We start from the raw sequence: 17,664 nt of genomic DNA, 5'->3' as shown, positions 1-17,664 counted from the left end.
ATGGGACCCCCCTCATGCTGGCGACACGCAACCGCAGCTGGAAGTCGGTGGCACTCACCACCGCCGCCGTGCTGGCCGGGCTCGCCGCCCCGGTCGTGACCACGACCCCGGCCGCCGCCACGACCACCGCGTACGACACGACGTACTACAAGAACGCGGTCGGCAAGACGGGCACGAGCCTGAAGTCCTCCCTGCACACGATCATCAGCGCCAACGTCTCGAAGATCTCGTACTCCGCCGTCTGGGACGCGCTGAAGGTCACCGACCAGGACCCGAACAACAGCAGCAACGTGATCCTGCTGTACAGCGGTGTCTCCCGGAGCAAGTCCCTCAACGGCGGTGACACGGGCGACTGGAACCGCGAACACGTGTGGGCCAAGTCCCACGGCGACTTCGGCGAGGTGACCGGTCCCGGCACCGATCTGCACCACCTGCGCCCCGCGGACGTCCAGGTCAACAGCATCCGCGGCAACCTCGACTTCGACAACGGCGGCAGTGCCGTCACGGGCGGCGGCGGCAGCACCGTCGACTCCGACTCCTTCGCGCCGCGCGCCGCGGACCGGGGTGACGTGGCCCGCATGATCCTCTACATGGCCGTGCGCTACGACGGCGGCGACGGCTTCGCCGACCTGGAGCCCAACGAGAAGGTCGGCAACGGCTCCAACCCCTACATGGGCAAGCTCTCCGTCCTCAAGGCCTGGAACGAGGCGGACCCGCCGAGCGCCTTCGAGGAGAAGCGCAACCAGGTCATCTACGACACCTACCAGCACAACCGCAACCCGTTCATCGACCACCCGGAGTGGGTCGAGGCGATCTGGTAGCCGTTGCTGTGGCTGGACTCCTGTCTCGATGAAGGGAGTCCAGCCGGGCCTACCGAATGTCGCCCATCCAGAGCCGTCGCCCCAGCTCGTCGAGGTCCGCCCGCCGCTCCTCGTACTCAGGCAGCGCCACCCGCAGCAGCCGCCAGAAGTCCTCCCGGTGCCCGGACACCTTCACGTGGGCCAGTTCATGGGCGATGACGTAGTCGATCAGATGCATGGGCAGCTGGAAGAGTGGCCACCCGAGACTCATCAGACCCTTGGCGCCTGCCCCGGCCTGCGGCGGCCGGTAGGAACCCCATCGGTCTCCCAGGTCCCGCACGTCGAGTTCCGGCTCGGTCACCCCCATGCGGGCCGCCCAGGGCTGAAGCCGCTGTCCCGTCCACCTCCGGCCGGCCCGGCAGTACCAGTCGACCAGCGCCGCCCGACCCGCCTGCGGCTCCGCCGCCAGATCCGGGCCCATGACGAGGCGTCCCGCGATCAGCCGGACCTCTCCGCCCGCCCCCTCCTCGCCGGACACGGCCAGTCGGTACGTCCTCCCCAGGTAGCGGAAGACCTCTCCGTCGGCGAGCCGCTTGACGGGGCTGAGCGGGCGGGTGCGCTCCCGCTCCCGCCGCTTGGTCATCAGCCAGTCCCGGTGCGCGCGGACGAACTGCTCCGCCTCGGCCGTCGAGCGCCCGGCCGGGGTGTGCAGGGTGAGGGTCGCGTCGGTCTCGACGGTCAGGGCGAACCGTTTCCTGCGGGCGCTGGCCCGTACCCGCAGGGACAGTCCGTCCACGGTGAGGAGGGCTTCGGGGGCGGAAGACGTCGAGGGGTCGGCCGGAGCGGTCACCCGCCTATTCTCCCCTCGCCCTGCTCCGGAACTGCCGCAGGTTGTTCTGTGCGAAGGACGCCAGGCGCTCCGCCGCGTTCCCCAACGCCGCCCAGTCCCCGTCCACGGGCCGGACATCGTTACCAAGCAGGACGTCCTGGAGGTCCCCGGCCAGCGCGCTTATGTCCTGGTGCTGCCCCTGGTACGACGCCCTGGCCATGGCTCTGGTGGCCACGTCGCACACCCTGCCCGCTAGCCGCCTGACGTCTCCGTCACCGGCGAGCCTGATTCCGGGGGTGTCCTCCAGGATCTGCTCCACCAGCCGGTACACCCGCTGTTCGAGCGGCGTGAGCCCGGCGAGTTCCGGGGACTCCTCCTGTTCCTGCCGGGCCTCCTCGATCAGCGGGCCGAACTCCTCGATCTGCTCCTCGAAGCGGCCCGGCATCGTGCGCAGGATCTCTTCCAGACGCTTGGAGAGCCGCTCGTACTTCGCGGGGTCCTCCCTCTTGGTCCGCTCCTCCAGGTGGAAGCGGAGCGCATGGCCCATCTCCGCCGCGGCCTCCTGCGGCGGCAGCCGCCGCACGGCGTCGTCGAAGGTCAGGGCGGTGAGCGAGACCGGCGGGATGACCTGGTCGATCTCCGGCCCTTCGAGGTGGTCGGCGATCATCGCCCGGACCTTGCGCCCGTACCGGCGCAGGGTGAACGTGCCGCCCTCGGCGTCCCGGCACAGCCGCCGCACCCGCTTCTGGAGCAGGCTCCAGCGCCGGGCGTCCGCGACGTAGTCCAGGGCGTCCTCATGCGGAAGGACACGTTCGAGGGTGGCGAGGAACGCGTGCAGCACCTCGTCGAAGTCGAACCGCAGGTCTTCGGGCTGCAGGGCGAGGGCCGCGGGCCCCAGCTTCGCGAGCTGGTCGAGCTGCGCGTCGTCGATGCCGTTGCGCCGCAGGAAGTCACGGACCTCCTGGGCGGCGGGCCCGAGCTTGTCCACCTCGTAGGACAGATCTCGCATGGTGTCGGTGACGTCGGCGTTCCGGTACCCGGCGAGTGCGCTGGAAAGGTGCTCGAAGACGCCGTAGTAGTCGACGACGTAACCGACCTCCTTGCCGGGCGAGGTGCGGTTGACCCGCGCGACGGCCTGGAGCAGCTCGACGTCCCGGATCGGCCGGTCCAGATAGAGCACCTGTTCGCGCGGGGCGTCGAATCCCGTGAGCAGCATGGACTTCACGATCAGGAACGCGATGGGGCTGTCGGGGTGCACGGGGTCGGGGACCGAGGTGGGGAGCGGCGACGGTTCGCTGTTCGAGGCCTCGGACCACGGAGTGTTCATCCCCCCGGCGGGATCGGTGGAAGGGGCCGGGTCCTGCGGCGGGTTGAAGGGGGTCACGGCGACCCACTCCGGATCGGGGGCCAGCTCGGGAAAGGCCTTCTGGAAGCGCTCGGTGTACGCCTCCTGGCGACCGGCGTCGGTCCACTCCCGCCATTGCCCCCGCTTGCGGCCGGCCCCAGGGGAGATGACGGGAACGAAGTCGATCCGCCGCAGCAACGCCCGGAACTGGTACGCCTGGTGGAGGTAGCGCTGTCTGGCGGACAGCTTCTCCAGCGGTGTCCCCGTCACTGACTCCGGATCGAACTCGGCCAGCCGCGCAAGCAGTTCGTCCCGGGCCCTGCGCAGGGCGTAGTGGTACTGCACGGCCGCCTTCCGGCTGACGGCGGCGACCTGTGCCTTGAAGCCGCCGGGCAGCACGGTGGTCACCCAGTGCTCCAGCATGTCCTCGGCCTTCGCCTCGATCATGGGAACGGACTCGGCGACGTCCCGCTCGGTGGGCCACCGTTTGAGGAGCGCGGCCCGCTCCTCGGGAGTGCGGTCCCGGACGAGGTCGTCGAACCCCCTGTCGAGGACCTCCCCGTCACGGACCTCGCCCTCCCCCGTCCGTCCCTCGTAGCGGATGCGGACGACGACGCCGTCGTGCTCGGCGTCCTCCATCCGGTATTCGTCGAGGAAGCCACGCGGTGAGTCGCCCCGCCCGAAGATCCGGCGCGTGTCCTCCTCGCGCCCGGTGATGATGGGCGTCCCCGTGAACCCGATCTTGGCGGCGTTCGGGATCGCCTTGCGCAGGGCCGCGTGCAGGACGCTGGTGTGGGAACGATGCGCTTCGTCGACGAGGACGAGGATGTCCGACGACCTGTTGCACTCGGGGAAGTCCGGTACGGGTCCGGGGCTTTCGTCCTCGCCCCCGCCCGTTCCCTCTCCCGTCAGATCCCGGTCGTCCCCGCTGCCTTCCGCCTCCCCGGCGAAGGTGAACCCGGTCCCGCACTTCTGGATCATGCCGAAGACGACGCGCCGCCCGCCGTCGCGCAGCAGCCCCTCCATCTGCGTCCGGGTCTTCGCCGTCTCGACGTCCGACTCGCTGAGCTTCAGCGTCCGTGAGAGCTGGGTCTGCAACTGGGTGCGGTCGGTGACCACGACCACCATGAACTCACTGAGCTCATGGTGCAGGTGCACCCGTCGCACCAGGAACGTCATGGTCAGCGACTTGCCGGAGCCCTGCGTGTGCCAGATGACACCGCCACGCTCGTCCTCGGTGTCACGCCCGGCACGCGCCCGCCCGTTCAGCAGTCTGCGTACGGCCTTCTCGGCGGCCCGGTACTGCTGGTGCCGGGCGACGGCCTTCACGGTCCTCACGGCACCGCCGTCCGCATCCGACTCGACGGCCATCGGGATCACGTAGTGCCGTACGACGTTGAGCAGGGCGGCTGGCCGCAGGACCACACCGACGAGCTTCTGCTGCTCGCCGAGCGGCGGGGGCGCGGCCGGGTCGGCGTCGTCCGCGAGCAGTCCGGCGGTACGCAGCTCCCGCCGCAACGTGCTCTCCTCCTCCGGCTCGACGCTGCGCCACGGATGGAAGTGCTCGGGCTCGGAGGTGACGGTACCCAGGTGGGCGGTCTCACCGGTCGCGGCGACGAGGAGCTGCACGGTCCGGAACAGTTCCGGCACACCGGCGGGGACCGGGGCCCCGGTGGAGTCGAGGTCCAGGACAGGATTCCCGGCGTAGTGCCGGAGGTCGAGCACGGCACTGCGGACGGGCTCGGCGAGATCGGGGCTCTTGCACTCGACGGCAACGAGCGGGATGCCGTTCACGAAGAGGACGACGTCGAGTATCGACAGCTCGCCGGAACGGCTGCGCACGCGGAGCTGGTCGACGACGGTGAAGGTGTTGCGCGTGACGAGGTCCGGATGCCACTCGATGTACTGCACGGTGGCGGACGGACCGCCGTGCGCTGCGGAGGGCGAGGGAAGCGTCCAGCCGTGGAGCAGCATGTCGGTGGCCGCGAGGTTCGCCTGCACGACGCCGCTGCCGAGGGAGAGGGAAGCGAGCTCGCCGACCGCCCGCCGGATGTCGTCCTCACCCATCCAGGGCTGACCGTCACTGCCCCGGAGGTTGATCCGCCGCAGCGCCGGCCCGAGCTGGTCGACGAGCAGCGGCACGGCCGCGTCGAGCGTGTCCAGCTCCACGCCCGGGACGTGCGTCCACCCCATGGCCTCCAGCTGGGCCACTAACGGCCGCTCCACCTCGTCCCGCTCGACCTGCACCACCACAGCCCCGCACCTCTCCGTACGTCCCGCCGTTCCCCGGAGATCCATTCTGTGCCGAGGGGGTGGGCTGAGGGAAAGGGATGCAGGGGAGTACGTGGCAGATCGTGCGGACGTAGGGGGGCTTTATGCCGGTACGTCCGCATGATCGGCGGAGGCGGGTGGGTCAGGTGCCGGGGCCCTCCTCACGAGCTTCGTCGTCATCGTCCGGGACAGGGAGGCGGGCGCCCCGGCTGCGAGCGATGCGGTGCACGTCGTGCAGAGATTCGGTCAATCGGGCTGCGAGAAAACGGAGTTGAGGCGCTGTGGCCTTGATGTCGGCTAGGAGGTCGGCGGCATGGTCGAGAAGGTCGCCGGCCATGCCGAGCTGGACGGCCTCGACATTGTCGGCGACACGGGAGAGAGGACCGGTGCCGGAGGCGTCGGCTACGAGGTAGCAGGGGTTGCCGTCGGGGTTGGACCACGGGAGGAGGCGGGGGCGCGTGGCTGTGGAGGCGGCGTCGTGGCTCTTGTAGATCATGCGGCGGCCACCTCGTTGCCCCGGGTCCGGCGTGAGCCGACCTCGACACCGTGGATGCGCCGTGGCCCCACGTCGATGCCATGCACAGCGAGCCAGAGGGTTCGACGACGGGCACGCTGCCGCCTGGCCTGCCCACGCTGTTCGTGGGTGAGGAGGTAGGGGCGGACGAGTGGGGAGTCCTCGCCACGGATGAGGGCTTCGTGCGGGGAGAGGGGGCGGTCGGGGGCGGCGGCTCCCGGTGCGGGGGTGGGCCGCACCCTCCCCCCGGCACGGTGCCGGTTCTGGTGCCGGTGGCACCCGGAGGCGGGCAACAGGAACCGCAGCAGCGGCTCAAGGAGGCAGGCAATAAGGTTCAACACGTCTTCAACTCCGTTGCGGTTGAGGGCCATGCCCCCGGGCCGTCGGTAGCGGTCGCGGGGGTCTTCCGTGCCCGAGGGCAGGTCGACATGCATGGACATCGCTGTGTAGCGATCCACTCACAGAGTGAGATGGGTCGGACTAGGCTCGCCAGAGGGCTGGATGTGACAACGCATCTGTCACACGGGAGTTGACGATGAGCAACATCTATGGGGAGTGGTTGAAGACTCAGCGCGAGGCGGCCGGGCTGACGCAGCAGGAGCTGGCGACGGCCGCTGTCATGACGCGTTCGCACATCGCGCACATCGAGGCGGGCCGACGCAACCCGTCCAAGGAGGACGCGAGACGCCTCGACAGGGCGCTGAACACGGGCGATGTGCTCAGCAGCTTCCTGCCAGACGACGACAGCGTGGTGGCGAAGCACTTCGAAGCGGCCCACGCACTCGAACAACAGGCCGTCGAGATTCGGGAGTTCGCCCTCTCCTTTGTGCCGGGCATCCTCCAGACGGAAAGGTACGCACGTGCGGTCCTGGGCCCCTCTTACCCTCCACTGGGTGAAGAGGAATGTGACAGGCTCGTTGTCACACGCCTGGAGCGGGCGAAAATCCTTGAGGACCCCGTGACACCAGTAGTGTGGGCGCTTCTGGACCAGAGCGTCGTGGACCGGCCGATCGGCGGCCCAGAGGTCATGGCCGAGCAGATCACACACATCGTCAGGCTGGCAGAGTCAAGACGGGTCCGCGTGCACGTGCTACCGCGCTCCTTGGGGTTCCACCCCTTGCTGGAGAGCATGCTGACGCTGATGTGGTTCGACGATCAGCCGCCGGTGGCATACAGCGAGGGGGTCCGCATGGGGAAGGTGCATGACTCCCCAGCCATGGTTCAGGAACTGCAAGGCCGTTACGATCTCGCACTGAGCGACGCTCTGCCATTCAAGGAGTCACTGGCCCTGCTGAGGGCGACAGCAAAGGATTACGGACGTCATGACTGAACCGATCATCTCGAACGCTGCCGCACTGACCGGCTGGCGGAAGTCCTCCTACAGCGGCAGCGAGGGCGGCAGTTGCCTGGAGGTCCTGGACAACCACCCCATGGGCGTCCCGGTCCGCGATTCCAAGATTCCCGAGGGGCCCGCCCTGGTCTTTCCATCAGCTGGGTGGACGGCGTTCGTCGCAGCGGTCAAGGGCGAAAACTTTCCCGCCTGATCACTCCCCACGACTATTCGTTCAGCCCTCGCCCCACAGCGAGGGCCGGCCGTCGTTCGCTCAGGCCGCCACAACAGATACTGCAACCCGCCCCGCCAGCAGGTCGCCCACCAATCCCTGCTTGAGCTGGCGCAATTTCGCAAGCTCCACGACTTCCGCCATACGCTGCCCCTCCACCGCATCAAGCCTCTTAAGAAAGGCCAGCTGCCCCGGCACATCCATTTTTGGGAATGGACAGTCGCGCACGTCATCGCCATTAATACTGGCCTGAGAGATGGCACTCTTGGCGCGCTGCAGAAAGTACCGCTTAACCGTCGAGCTCCCCAACCAAGTCTCCGTAAAACCAGGGTCGGCGGCGGAATGATGCAGTTTGCAGCGCATCATGTTCGACTCAAAGATCGTGGGCTCAATCAAGCGACGTACCGATGTCGCTTTACCAACGAGGTCGGGCGTGTTCACGCGATTGATTACGATATCCCCCACCTCCAGCCCATACCGCGCAATCTCGCCACCACTCACGGCGACCCGCAATAGGCCTCGGGTAAGGTCCGACCTTCCCCTGGAGAAACTATCGATGCGCACGATGGGGGTACCTTGCAGGCCGTACGAGCTTGCGGGCTTGTAGATCCCGTTCTGGGGCCCCTGCTTGAGAACCTCACCGAACTGCCCGCACTCCAGTTCAGCAAGCTCCTCCATCAAACCGGAGCGCAACGCCTCAAATTTAGCAATCGACGCCTCGATGCCCCGCTCCAGCTTAGTGAAACTGTCGAGCACCTTAACAACCTGCCGCTGCACTGGCAGCGATGGAACTGGGACTTCGAATGCCAACACGTCCGACTTGGTAATGTTCGGATCCTTGCGGGTGCTCGCTGCATAGCGGCTCCACCGCGACCTACCGTGCTGCAATGCAACCAATAGGTAGCGCGGTTCCAGTTGCGGACCGACCTCCAAGACCGAGATCGCCTGATTGACTGCTGCCGGCACTGCGAGTATTGCCGTGCGACCGATTTGCTCCCAACCGCCGTACATAGCGAGAAGCACCGCCTTCGCCGGGTAGATACGTGCCCCCGTCTCGGCGACAGCAATATCAGTCAGCGATTCATCAGTCGCATGAAGTGATCCTTCATTGAGATCCAGAGTCTTCACCCATGGGATACCTTGATGGGTGAAGTAACGAGCACCGGCCGCCCTGCTAGGAGTCGTTCCAGAACTAACTCGGCAAAGGTTTCCCAGAGATTCGAGGGGCCACGGCCCTTCTCCGCTAGACACTCAGCCCCATCCCTTCAAGGAGACTGTCCAGCTTCTCTGCCGCTGCTTCCCTCGCCGCCCGAATCTCCCTCAACGAGACGGCGTACTTCTGCTCCCACGTCTCGTAAGAGGCCGCCAGTTCCCGCTGCCACCGCACCACATGCCCGCCCAGCTTCGCCGCCAGGTCGCCCCGCAGCAGGTCGAGTACCACCCGGCGCTCCCCCTCCGCGTCCAGCTCCGCCCGCGCCCGGAACAACCGCGGCGGCTCCTCCCCCAGCGTCGGCGGGTCGCTCGGGTACGGATACCGGTGGAAATCCGCCTCAAGACGCTTGATGTCCGCGCCCGCCTTCGTTCGCGCCTTCTTCACCCTCGCCAGCTCAGCCGTAAGCTCGGCCAACTCCTCGACACTCAGAGCAACTTCCTCCGAGTCGGCCTCACCATCGACCTGATCGCCGTCGGCCTCCGCTTCCTCCCCACCCCCAGAAAGCCGCGCACTCAGCTCCTTGAACCGCGCGTCCGCCTCCGCCTTGCGCGCGTCCGCCTCCGCCAGCTCCTCCAGGAACCGTGGAGCGATCGCGGCGACCACCTTGTGGTCGTACGCCTGACGCCGCTCCGCCGCCGTCCTCGTCCGCAGCTTCTTCGTCCGTGCGTCCTGCTCAGGCGAGAGCATCGTGTCAACGTTCTCGACCCAACCGTCGACAACGCCCCCGAACCCGTTCTCCGACAGCGCGAGCAGGTCGTATTTCGCCTCCCACCACCAACCCGCGACCGCCCCTGCCAACGCATACCGGTCCAGCAGCCCGACCCGTCCCAGCCGCTCCCCGAACGACTTCATCAACTGCCCCCGCACCGCCATCAACGCGGCCTTGCGCTCGGAGGATGTGGAGGAAGCGAGAGTCTCAGGCGTAGCCGCCACCGCCTCCAATCGCAGGGCGGCCTCCTCCTCCCACCACTTACCGAACTCCGCCCGCAGCGCCTCCTCACGAGGTCGGGCCAGCTCGCCCAGCTCGGGACGGCCGCCCGCCGCCTCGTCCCGGAAGTCGACGTACGCCGGGTCCGCCGGCTCTCGCTCCACGAACAGATCGGTCACCCCGATCCCGTACGAGTCGAGCAGTGGCTTCTTCGCCTCGATCTCCGCGCGCGGTACCCCTCCCACCAGGTGTGCCCGCACGTCCTGCGGCTCGGGCGGCGGCGTGTTGTCCACGTACCGGCGGATGTTGAGGTTGTCGTCGTTGGCGGCGAGTTCCTCGCGGGTCACGATTCGCGAGAAGCCGGGTACCTCCTCATACGCGTGGAACGTCGAGACGATCTTCTCGGCGTGCTCGGGGAGCAGGATGTTCTGCGCCCGCTCCGCGTGGAACTCACGGTCGGCGTTGATGAACAGCACCTTCCGCTCCCGGTCCCTGTCCTTCCGCCCTGGCGGGCGCAGCACCAAGATGCAAGCCGGGATACCCGTCCCGTAGAAGAGGTTCGGCGCGAGGCCGATGACCGCCTCGATGGCGTCCTTCTCCAGCAGCTCCCTACGGATGGCCTGCTCACCGCCACCCCGGAACAGCACCCCGTGCGGCATGACCGTGATCACCATGCCGCCGCGAGCGCCCTCCCGTTTGGTCTCCCACAGCATGTGCTGGAGGAACATCAGGTCGGCCTTGCCGCGCTCGCTCGTCGCCCCGTACTTGGCACGCTCCGCCGGGTGTGCCAGGTCCGCGAGGGTGTAGTCCAGGGAGAACGGAGGATTGCTGAGCACCCCGTCGAACCGGTCCTCGTCCGAGCCCGGGACGTGCGCCGGCTGCGAGAGCGTGTCCCCGGTGGCCAGGTCGAAGCGGCGCACCCCGTGCAGGACCATGTTCATCGTCGACATGATCCAGGAGCCGGAGTTGGCGTCCTGACCGGCGAAGAACATCGACGACGTGTCGCCGCCGTGCTCCTCCACGTACTCCGCCGCGTGGATCAGCATGCCGCCCGAGCCGACGCACGGGTCGTAGATCCTCATGTTCTCGGTGGGAGCGAGGAGTTCGACCATCATGCGGACCACGGCGCGCGGGGTGTAGAACTCGCCGCCCTTGCGTCCGGCCGAGTCCGCGAACTCCTTGATCAGGTACTCGTACGCGGCACCGATCAGGTCGGGGAACTCGAAGTCCTCCGTGCGCAGCCGGATCCGCCCGAAGTGCGCGATGAGGAGTTTCAGGCGCTGGTCGGCGAGCTTGGCCGCGCCGGACGCGGCACCCGACCCGCCGATGCGGTTGAAGTCCAGGTGGTCGAAGAGGCCCTTGAGCTTGCTGTTCTGCCCCTCAAGCGCCTGGAGGGCGGGACGCAGGGTCATCTCGTTGATGTTGTGGGTGGCGGCGGAGACCTTGGCCCAGCGAGCGTCCTCCGGCACGTACAGCACATCGCGCTTGCGGTACGGACCCGGCTGCTCCAGGTACCCGGGAAGGTCTTCGTCGGCGAGCTTGAGCTCCTCGACCGCGTACTGCCTGAGCCTGTCCCTGGCCGCCTCGAACTCGTCGTTGGCCCGCTTCAGGAAGAGCAGCCCGAAGATGTAGTCCTTGTACTCGGAGGCGTCCATCGAGCCGCGCAGAATGTCCGCGGCGGCCCACAGATGCCGTTCCAGCTGGGCGAGCGTCAGCTTGGCCACGTACGACTCCCTACGACCCGACCTGTGATGACGGAGAGACCCTATGACTCCGCTCGGGTCATACCGAAATCAACGCATGATCATGGCCGAGAAAGGTCAGTAGCTGTCGATGTGCAGCGCCTTCTCCACGAACTCGTGTACGTCCGTGTAGGGGTCCCTGTCCCACTTGCCCACATGGGCCGGATGCTGGCCGTTCATCCGCTCGGCGTTCTTCCGGGCTGTCTTGTAGCTCCCCAGGATCTGGTGCGGCAGGACGACCTTGGGAGTCTTGGCATCCTGGGAGCCCCGCGGGAACGGCAGCCGCCCGGCTGCCCCGTCACACACCCCGGCGAATGAGCCGCTGACCGGCTTGTAGTGGGCGAGGCGCCACACCTCGAAGCACGGATGCGAGAAGGCGACACCGATGCCCGCCTTCTCCGCCTGGTCCAGTGCGTCGCGGACGTACTTGTAGTTGTCGTGGTCGAAGAGGCACCAGACTTGAGGGAGGTACTTCTCCTCCAGCTTGGCCCGCTTCGCCTTGCGGTCCTCTTCACGCTTCAGCCTGATCGCCTGCTCGACCAGGTCGAGCGGCTTGCGCCCGCTGTCGGCCCTGCGGTTGGCGATGTGCATCTCCACCGGGACCTCGTCAGCGAGCGGGACGCCCTGGTCCTTGAGGATGTCGAGATACGAGGGCTCGGTCACCTTGCCCTCGGTGAAGATGAAAACCTGGCGCTTGCGCTGTCCGCCCCGTCGGGCCGGACGCTCCCACGAGTCCCTGCCCTTTTGCGCCCGCCCCATCAGTCGCGCCCCGCCCCGTCCGCTCGCTCGCCTGTCTCGTCGTACGTGCCGGCCTCGCGCGCCACCAGGAGCCGCCGCGCGATCTGCCCCTCCAGGAGTGCTGGAACCCCGCCGAAGGCCCCCGCAAGATAGGACTGTGTGAGGTCCTCGTCCTCACCCGGCTCCGCATCGGTGAGGGGATACAGCGCGGTCGCCCCGCCCTTGTCCTTCTCCGTCAGCCACACCTGCGCCGGGTCGAGGAGCCGTTCGCCGCTCGGGGTGGTGAGCACCGTGGCGTCGTGCGACGTGAAGACCAGCTGGGCACCCTTGGGGTTCGCGTACGGGTCGTGGAAGAGCCGGACGACCTCGGCCGCGAAACGGGAGTGCAGGCTGGCGTCGAGTTCGTCGACGAGGAGGACCGCGCCTTCGTCGAGGGCGAGGAGCAGTGGACCCAGGAGGGCGTACCAGGACCGGGTGCCGTAGGACTCCTCCTGCCAGTCGAAGGAGACGTCCCCGGCAGCCGAATGGTGCGTCAGCTTCACCGCGTCCTGGCCGGGACTGTCCTGGACGACCGTCGCTCCGGTGATGCCGAGGTCGGCGACCCTCAGCAGCTCCTGGATCCTGGCGGCCCTCGGACCGGACAGTTCCTTCGTGGTGTACCGCGCGCGCTCGTCCCGCTCGACCTCCGGGCTGATCATCCAGAAGTTGCGGCGGAACCAGTGGAAGAGCGGAGAGAGCTGCGGGTGGTTGTCCGTGCCGGCCGTGGAGAGCAGCAGGGCGTTCGGCCGTGTACGCCGTACGAGCTGAGCCCGGTCCCTGACGCGGCTGCCGGGCCATTTGAAGACGTCCGCCCGGGAGGCGTCGCGGTCGAGCCACCCCTGACGGTGACCCTTCGGATAGCTGTACAGCCATTCGGACTCGACACGGGTGGCGCCGAGCTCGAAGCCGTACGTCCAGCGGACCGAGTCGATGACGACGTCGACCTCGAAGAAGGAGGGCTCGTCCTCACTCTTGGGACTGAGGGCGAAAACCTGGCGCGGGATGCCATCGTAAGAGGCCCAGCGTGCATACGAATTGAGGACCGCGTTGCGCATGTCCGTCATCGCGGTCAGCACGTTCGACTTACCGGAGGCGTTGGCCCCGAAGATGCCGATCAGTGGGAGTACGGAGAGTGATCCGCCACCTGCAAGATCCACCGGGCTCGCCGACCCGCCCGGGTCGCCGCCAGGTGCGACGAAGGACAGCTCCTGCTCGTCTCGCAGGGACCGTACGTTCGCGACGCGGAACCTCAGCAGCACGCTGTCCTCCTCTCCTGGCTCAGGCTAGTGGCCGCATCTGACATCGGCCCGGCTGGGGATGCCAGCGACCTCACGGAACATATCCCGTCAAGGTCATCGCGAACAGTCGATTGGTTGATCAGTCGGAGCCCAAATGAGTGGGTGCGAACATCCGCAGCACCGCCGGGAGCACGACCACCGAGGGCCCCGGTGAGTTGAGCGCCTTCGACAGGTCGTCCGAGAGGGTCCCCGGGGTCGTACGGACCCCGGGGACGCCGAAGGACTCGGCCAGTGCCACATAGTCGGGGCGAGACAGTTCCGTCCCCGTGGCCTGGCCGAAGGCGTCCGTCATGTACTCGCGCAGGATGCCGTAGCCGCCGTCGTCGACGATCAGCCAGGTGACGTTCAGGTCGTACTGGCGGGCCGTCGCCAGCTCGGCGATCGAGTAGAGGGCACCGCCGTCTCCCGAGACCGCCAGCACCGGGCGCGAAGGGTCGGCCACCGCCGCGCCCAGCGCCGCCGGGAAGCCGTAGCCCAGCCCTCCGGCGCCCTGGGCGGAGTGGAGCAGGTTGGGGCCCTTGGCGTCGAACGCCGACCAGGCCCAGTACGCGAGGATCGTCATGTCCCAGAAGGACGGGGAGTCGGCGGGCAGCGCCCTGCGCACCGACGCCAACACGTCCTGTTCCAGGGTGAGTTCCTGGGCGGCGATCCGGTCGGAGACCTTCGCGAGGACGGCACGGACCCGTTCGGGGGCCTCCGCGTCCTCCCTCGGGGACACCGTCTCCAGCAGCGCCTGCAAGGCCAGTCGCGCGTCGGCGTGGATGCCGAGCGCGGGGTGGTTGGCCTCCAGCTTGCCGAGGTCCGCCTCGATCTGGATCACCCGGCCGCGCGGCCGGAACGTATGGTAGTTGGACGACAGCTCCCCCAGCCCCGAGCCGACCACCAGGAGTACGTCCGCGTCCTCCAGGAAGTCGGTGGTGTGACGGTCCTCGATCCACGACTGGAGCGAGAGCGGGTGCGTCCAGGGGAAGGCTCCCTTGCCGCCGGGGGTCGTGACGACGGGTGCCTGAAGGGTCTGCGCCAGCTGCCGCAGCTTGCCCGAGGCGTCGGAACGTACGACTCCCCCGCCCGCGATGATCGCCGGGCGGGCGGCGCGGGAGAGCAGGTCGGCTGCCACCGCCGTGAGTTCGGGGCGCGGCGGCAGCTCCTCGGGGAAGGCGTCGCCGCCCGTCACCACCGGGATGGAGGTCTCGGCGAGCAGCACGTCCTGCGGAATCTCCACCCACACCGGGCCGTGCGGGGCGGTCAGCGCGGACGTCCAGGCCGCCTCGATCGCGGAGGCGATCTGGGACTGGGCGCGGACGGTGTGCACCGACTTCACGACACCTCTGAACGAGGCCGACTGGTCCGGGAGTTCGTGCAGATAGCCGTGGCGGCCGCCGCCCAGGCCGGCGGTCGGGATCTGGCTGCTGATCGCCAGGACCGGCGCCGAGGCCGAGGCCGCCTCCTGGAGGGCCGCCAGGGACGTCAGCGCTCCCGGTCCCGTCGACAGCAGCAGGGGCGCCGCCTCGCCCGTGATCCTGCCGTACGCGTCCGCCGCGAAGCCCGCGTTGTTCTCCATCCGCAGGCCGATGTACCGCAGGTCGGAGCGCCGGAGCGCGTCGAACACGCCGAGCGCGTGCTGGCCGGGCAGGCCGAAGACGGTGGTCGCGCCGAGCGCGGCCAGCGTCTCCACGACCAGGTCTCCGCCGTTGCGGCCCGGAGGCGGGTTCAGGGCCGCCGAGATCTGCGCCTCGGTCGGACGGAGCACCAGGTCGTGGTCGTGAGTCACTGCGCGCGGGCCTCTGCAATCTGGCGGGACATGATCGTGGTCAGTTCGTAAGCCGTGTGGGAGGCCGCGACCGAGGTGATCTCCGCGTGGTCGTACGCGGGGGCCACCTCGACGACGTCCGCCGACACCAGGTTGCACGATGCCAGACCGCGCAGGATCTCCAGCAGCTCACGGGAGGTCATGCCGCCCGCCTCGGGGGTGCCGGTGCCGGGCGCGTGGGCCGGGTCCAGGCAGTCGATGTCGATGGAGATGTAGAGCGGGCGGTTGCCGATGCGCTGCCGGAGCTGGTCGGCGACCTCGTCCACACCGCGCCGCATGACGTCCGCCGAGGTGACGATGCCGAAGCCCATCTTCTCGTCGTCGTCCAGGTCCTGCTTGCCGTACAGCGGACCGCGGGTGCCCACGTGGGAGAGGGCGGAGGTGTCCAGGATGCCCTCCTCCACCGCCCGCCGGAACGGCGTCCCGTGCGTGTACTCGGCGCCGAAGTAGGTGTCCCAGGTGTCGAGGTGGGCGTCGAAGTGCAGCAGGGCGACCGGGCCGTGCTTCTTCGCGACCGAGCGGAGAAGGGGAAGCGCGATGGTGTGGTCGCCGCCCAGCGTCATGAGGCGGGCGCCGGTGCCGAGGAGGTCGTCCGCGGCGGCCTCGACCGTCTCCACGGCCTCGTTGATGTCGAACGGGTTCACGGCGATGTCGCCCCCGTCCGCCACCTGCGCCAGCGCGAAGGGGGACGCGTCCTGAGCCGGGTTGTAGGGCCTGAGCAGCCGGGACGCCTCACGGATCGCGTTGCCGCCGAAGCGGGCGCCCGGCCGGTAGGAGACACCCGAGTCGAAGGGCACGCCCACGACGGCGACGTCGGCCCGGCCGACCTCGTCCAGGCGCGGCAGCCGGGCGAAGGTCGCGGGTCCGGCGTAGCGCGGGATGCGGGAGGAGTCGACGGGGCCGCGGGGCGTCTCGGGGGTGCTCATGGTCGTGTGCCTTCCTTCTGCCGGTGCCGGTCCGGGTCCTTCGGGTCTGCGTCGACACTAGGTGGCCGGAACGCGGCTGCGAAGTGTACGTTTCATCCATTGGAGCGGTTCCGGATGGAGGGAACGTCCACCATGCCGGACCCGGCTGTCCCACCCACCCCACCGGTCCCACTGGCCGCGCTGCTGGCCCGCGAGGATCTGGGCCTGCGGCAGATCGCGGGGCCCGTGGACCCGTCCGCGGTCGTCCACGGGGCGCACACCTCGGAGATGGCGGACCCGTACCCGTATCTACTGGGCGGGGAGCTGCTGCTGACGGCGGGGGTGCACATCCCGGAGGGGGCGGGGCCGGACCCGTACTTCGACGCCTATGTGTCGCGGATCGTCGCGGCCGGCGGGGCGGCGCTCGGCTTCGGTGTGGCGCCGGTGCACGAGACCGTCCCGCGCGCGCTGGTCGCGGCCTGCGACGCCTACGGGCTGCCCCTGATCGAGGTCCCGCCCGGGACCACCTTCTCCGGCGTGGCCCGCGCGGTCTGGCAGCTGATGGCCCAGGCCCGCCACGCGGAACTGCGCCGCGTGACCGAGGCCCAGCAGAGTCTGGCCGCGGCCGCGTCCCGCCCGGACCCGGTGCCGTCGGTGCTGCGGCAGCTGGCGCAGCGGGTCGGGGGATGGGCGGCGCTGTACGGACCGGACGGGGCGGAGGTCGCGGTGGCCGGCGGACGACCCGGGACCCGGCCGGTGCGAGAGGCGCTGGGGGGGCTGGCGCGGATCGTCCGGCCGACGGCCACGGGCCCGGCCACCTCCCGCCCCGCCGCCACCCCCGCCTCCGCCACCGACACCGTCGCCGGCCTGCACCTGGCCGCCTACGCCCTCGGCGCCGGGCACGGTTTCGTCCTCGGGGTCGCGGCGCCCCACCGCGCCCCCGGCGACCACACCATCGCCTCCGTCGCCGCCGTACTGCTGTCGTTGCTCACCGGTGAGCAGCAGAGCGGGTCGGGCGCGGCGCGGTCCTCCGCTCTGGTGCGGCTGCTGCTGGGTGCCCCGGCCGAGGACGTGGCCCCGCTCCTCGGTGGCGAGCGCTGGATGGTCGTGCACGCCCGGTCCGACACCCTCGCCGCCGTCGATCCGGTCGCCGCCTCCGCGCTCGGTGCGGCCCTCGGCTCGTCGCTGGTGGACGTGGCACCGGACGTCGTACGGGTCCTGCTGCCGGCCGAGCGGGAACCGGCCCCGCAGCCCGGCTGGACGCTCGGGGTCAGCGCTGTCGCCGGACCGGCGCAGTGGACCGACGCCGACGTCCAGGCGGGCCGTGCGCTGGCCCGTGCTCGCGCGACCCGTGCCGCGCTGGTCCGGTACGGGGCCCGGCCCGCCCTCGCCGATCTGGTGCCGGAGGCGGACGCCGACGCGCATGCCCGTGCCCTCCTGGCACCGCTGGCCCCCGCCCTCACCGAGACCCTGCGCACCTGGCTGTCCCTGCACGGCAGTTGGGACCGTACGGCGGTCGCGCTGGACGTGCACCGCAACACCGTGCGGCAGCGGATCGCGAAGTGCGCGGCGCTGCTGGAGCTGGACCTGGACGACCCGGACGTACGGATGGAGCTGTGGTTCGCACTGCGGCGACCATGATCGCGTGACCCGCGTCCCAGCGTGCGGGA

The 17,664-nt window shown here is 69.1% G+C and carries 13 protein-coding genes; 4 read left to right on the top strand and 9 right to left on the bottom strand.

Features of this window, described 5'->3' with window-relative positions:
* Positions 1-14: 14 nt before the first annotated feature.
* A complete protein-coding gene (locus tag AQI94_RS01345) occupies positions 15-821 on the top strand; it encodes an endonuclease I family protein (RefSeq protein ID WP_031045996.1) in 807 nt (268 codons plus the stop codon).
* A gap of 49 nt (positions 822-870) precedes the next feature.
* Here AQI94_RS01345 and AQI94_RS01340 read toward each other — a convergent pair whose 3' ends face one another.
* The 3 genes from AQI94_RS01340 to AQI94_RS01330 form a co-directional block, all read right to left on the bottom strand.
* Positions 871-1,650: a M48 family metallopeptidase gene (locus AQI94_RS01340; RefSeq protein WP_031045999.1), complete on the bottom strand. Its 780-nt coding sequence runs from the start codon at positions 1,648-1,650 to the stop codon at positions 871-873.
* 4 nt (positions 1,651-1,654) lie between these two features.
* On the bottom strand, positions 1,655-5,227 hold the full coding sequence (locus AQI94_RS01335; protein WP_031046002.1) for a type I restriction endonuclease subunit R: 3,573 nt from the start codon (positions 5,225-5,227) through the stop codon (positions 1,655-1,657).
* Positions 5,228-5,387: 160 nt separating this feature from the next.
* Entirely contained in the window at positions 5,388-5,741 is a 354-nt protein-coding gene (locus AQI94_RS01330) for a hypothetical protein (protein WP_037942486.1), read from the bottom strand.
* A 553-nt stretch (positions 5,742-6,294) separates the two neighbouring features.
* Between AQI94_RS01330 and AQI94_RS01320 the strand changes: the two genes are divergently transcribed.
* Entirely contained in the window at positions 6,295-7,089 is a 795-nt protein-coding gene (locus AQI94_RS01320) for a helix-turn-helix domain-containing protein (protein ID WP_031046010.1), read from the top strand.
* On the top strand, positions 7,082-7,303 hold the full coding sequence (locus AQI94_RS01315) for a DUF397 domain-containing protein (RefSeq protein WP_031046012.1): 222 nt from the start codon (positions 7,082-7,084) through the stop codon (positions 7,301-7,303). The genes AQI94_RS01320 and AQI94_RS01315 overlap by 8 nt, the downstream gene beginning before the upstream one ends.
* 60 nt (positions 7,304-7,363) lie before the next feature.
* Here AQI94_RS01315 and AQI94_RS42420 read toward each other — a convergent pair whose 3' ends face one another.
* The 6 genes from AQI94_RS42420 to speB all read right to left on the bottom strand — a co-directional run bounded on the left by AQI94_RS42420 (position 7,364) and on the right by speB (position 16,015).
* A complete protein-coding gene (locus AQI94_RS42420) occupies positions 7,364-8,572 on the bottom strand; it encodes a restriction endonuclease subunit S (RefSeq protein WP_078902748.1) in 1,209 nt (402 codons plus the stop codon).
* Complete coding sequence (locus AQI94_RS01305) at positions 8,565-11,186, bottom strand: type I restriction-modification system subunit M (RefSeq protein WP_031046018.1); 2,622 nt, start codon at positions 11,184-11,186, stop codon at positions 8,565-8,567. Before AQI94_RS01305 ends, AQI94_RS42420 begins: the two co-directional genes overlap by 8 nt.
* Before the next feature lie 96 nt (positions 11,187-11,282).
* Positions 11,283-11,963 (bottom strand): RloB family protein, encoded by a 681-nt coding sequence (locus AQI94_RS01300; protein WP_031046020.1) that lies wholly within the window; start codon positions 11,961-11,963, stop codon positions 11,283-11,285.
* On the bottom strand, positions 11,963-13,240 hold the full coding sequence (locus AQI94_RS01295) for an AAA family ATPase (protein ID WP_031046026.1): 1,278 nt from the start codon (positions 13,238-13,240) through the stop codon (positions 11,963-11,965). The genes AQI94_RS01300 and AQI94_RS01295 overlap by 1 nt, the downstream gene beginning before the upstream one ends.
* Positions 13,241-13,358: 118 nt before the next feature.
* Positions 13,359-15,050: a thiamine pyrophosphate-binding protein gene (locus tag AQI94_RS01290; protein WP_031046031.1), complete on the bottom strand. Its 1,692-nt coding sequence runs from the start codon at positions 15,048-15,050 to the stop codon at positions 13,359-13,361.
* On the bottom strand, positions 15,047-16,015 hold the full coding sequence (speB, locus tag AQI94_RS01285; protein ID WP_031046035.1) for an agmatinase: 969 nt from the start codon (positions 16,013-16,015) through the stop codon (positions 15,047-15,049). Before speB ends, AQI94_RS01290 begins: the two co-directional genes overlap by 4 nt.
* A gap of 132 nt (positions 16,016-16,147) precedes the next feature.
* Between speB and AQI94_RS01280 the strand changes: the two genes are divergently transcribed.
* Complete coding sequence (locus tag AQI94_RS01280; RefSeq protein WP_208611826.1) at positions 16,148-17,635, top strand: PucR family transcriptional regulator; 1,488 nt, start codon at positions 16,148-16,150, stop codon at positions 17,633-17,635.
* Positions 17,636-17,664 lie beyond the last annotated feature (29 nt).

The sequence above is a fragment of the Streptomyces pseudovenezuelae genome (assembly GCF_001513955.1).
GTDB classification, from domain to species: domain Bacteria; phylum Actinomycetota; class Actinomycetes; order Streptomycetales; family Streptomycetaceae; genus Streptomyces; species Streptomyces pseudovenezuelae.
Note: the sequence above shows the minus strand (reverse complement) of the source record. Positions and strands in the feature narration are given on the sequence as shown.

Bases quoted from the DNA above. Each gene is read 5' to 3' on its own strand.
- AQI94_RS01345 (WP_031045996.1), top strand. From the start codon at position 15: ATGCTGGCGACACGCAACCGCAGCTGGAAGTCGGTGGCACTCACCACC.
- AQI94_RS01330 (WP_037942486.1), bottom strand. From the start codon at position 5,741: ATGATCTACAAGAGCCACGACGCCGCCTCCACAGCCACGCGCCCCCGC.
- AQI94_RS01320 (WP_031046010.1), top strand. From the start codon at position 6,295: ATGAGCAACATCTATGGGGAGTGGTTGAAGACTCAGCGCGAGGCGGCC.
- AQI94_RS01315 (WP_031046012.1), top strand. From the start codon at position 7,082: ATGACTGAACCGATCATCTCGAACGCTGCCGCACTGACCGGCTGGCGG.
- AQI94_RS01300 (WP_031046020.1), bottom strand. From the start codon at position 11,963: ATGGGGCGGGCGCAAAAGGGCAGGGACTCGTGGGAGCGTCCGGCCCGA.
- speB (WP_031046035.1), bottom strand. From the start codon at position 16,015: ATGAGCACCCCCGAGACGCCCCGCGGCCCCGTCGACTCCTCCCGCATC.
- AQI94_RS01280 (WP_208611826.1), top strand. From the start codon at position 16,148: ATGCCGGACCCGGCTGTCCCACCCACCCCACCGGTCCCACTGGCCGCG.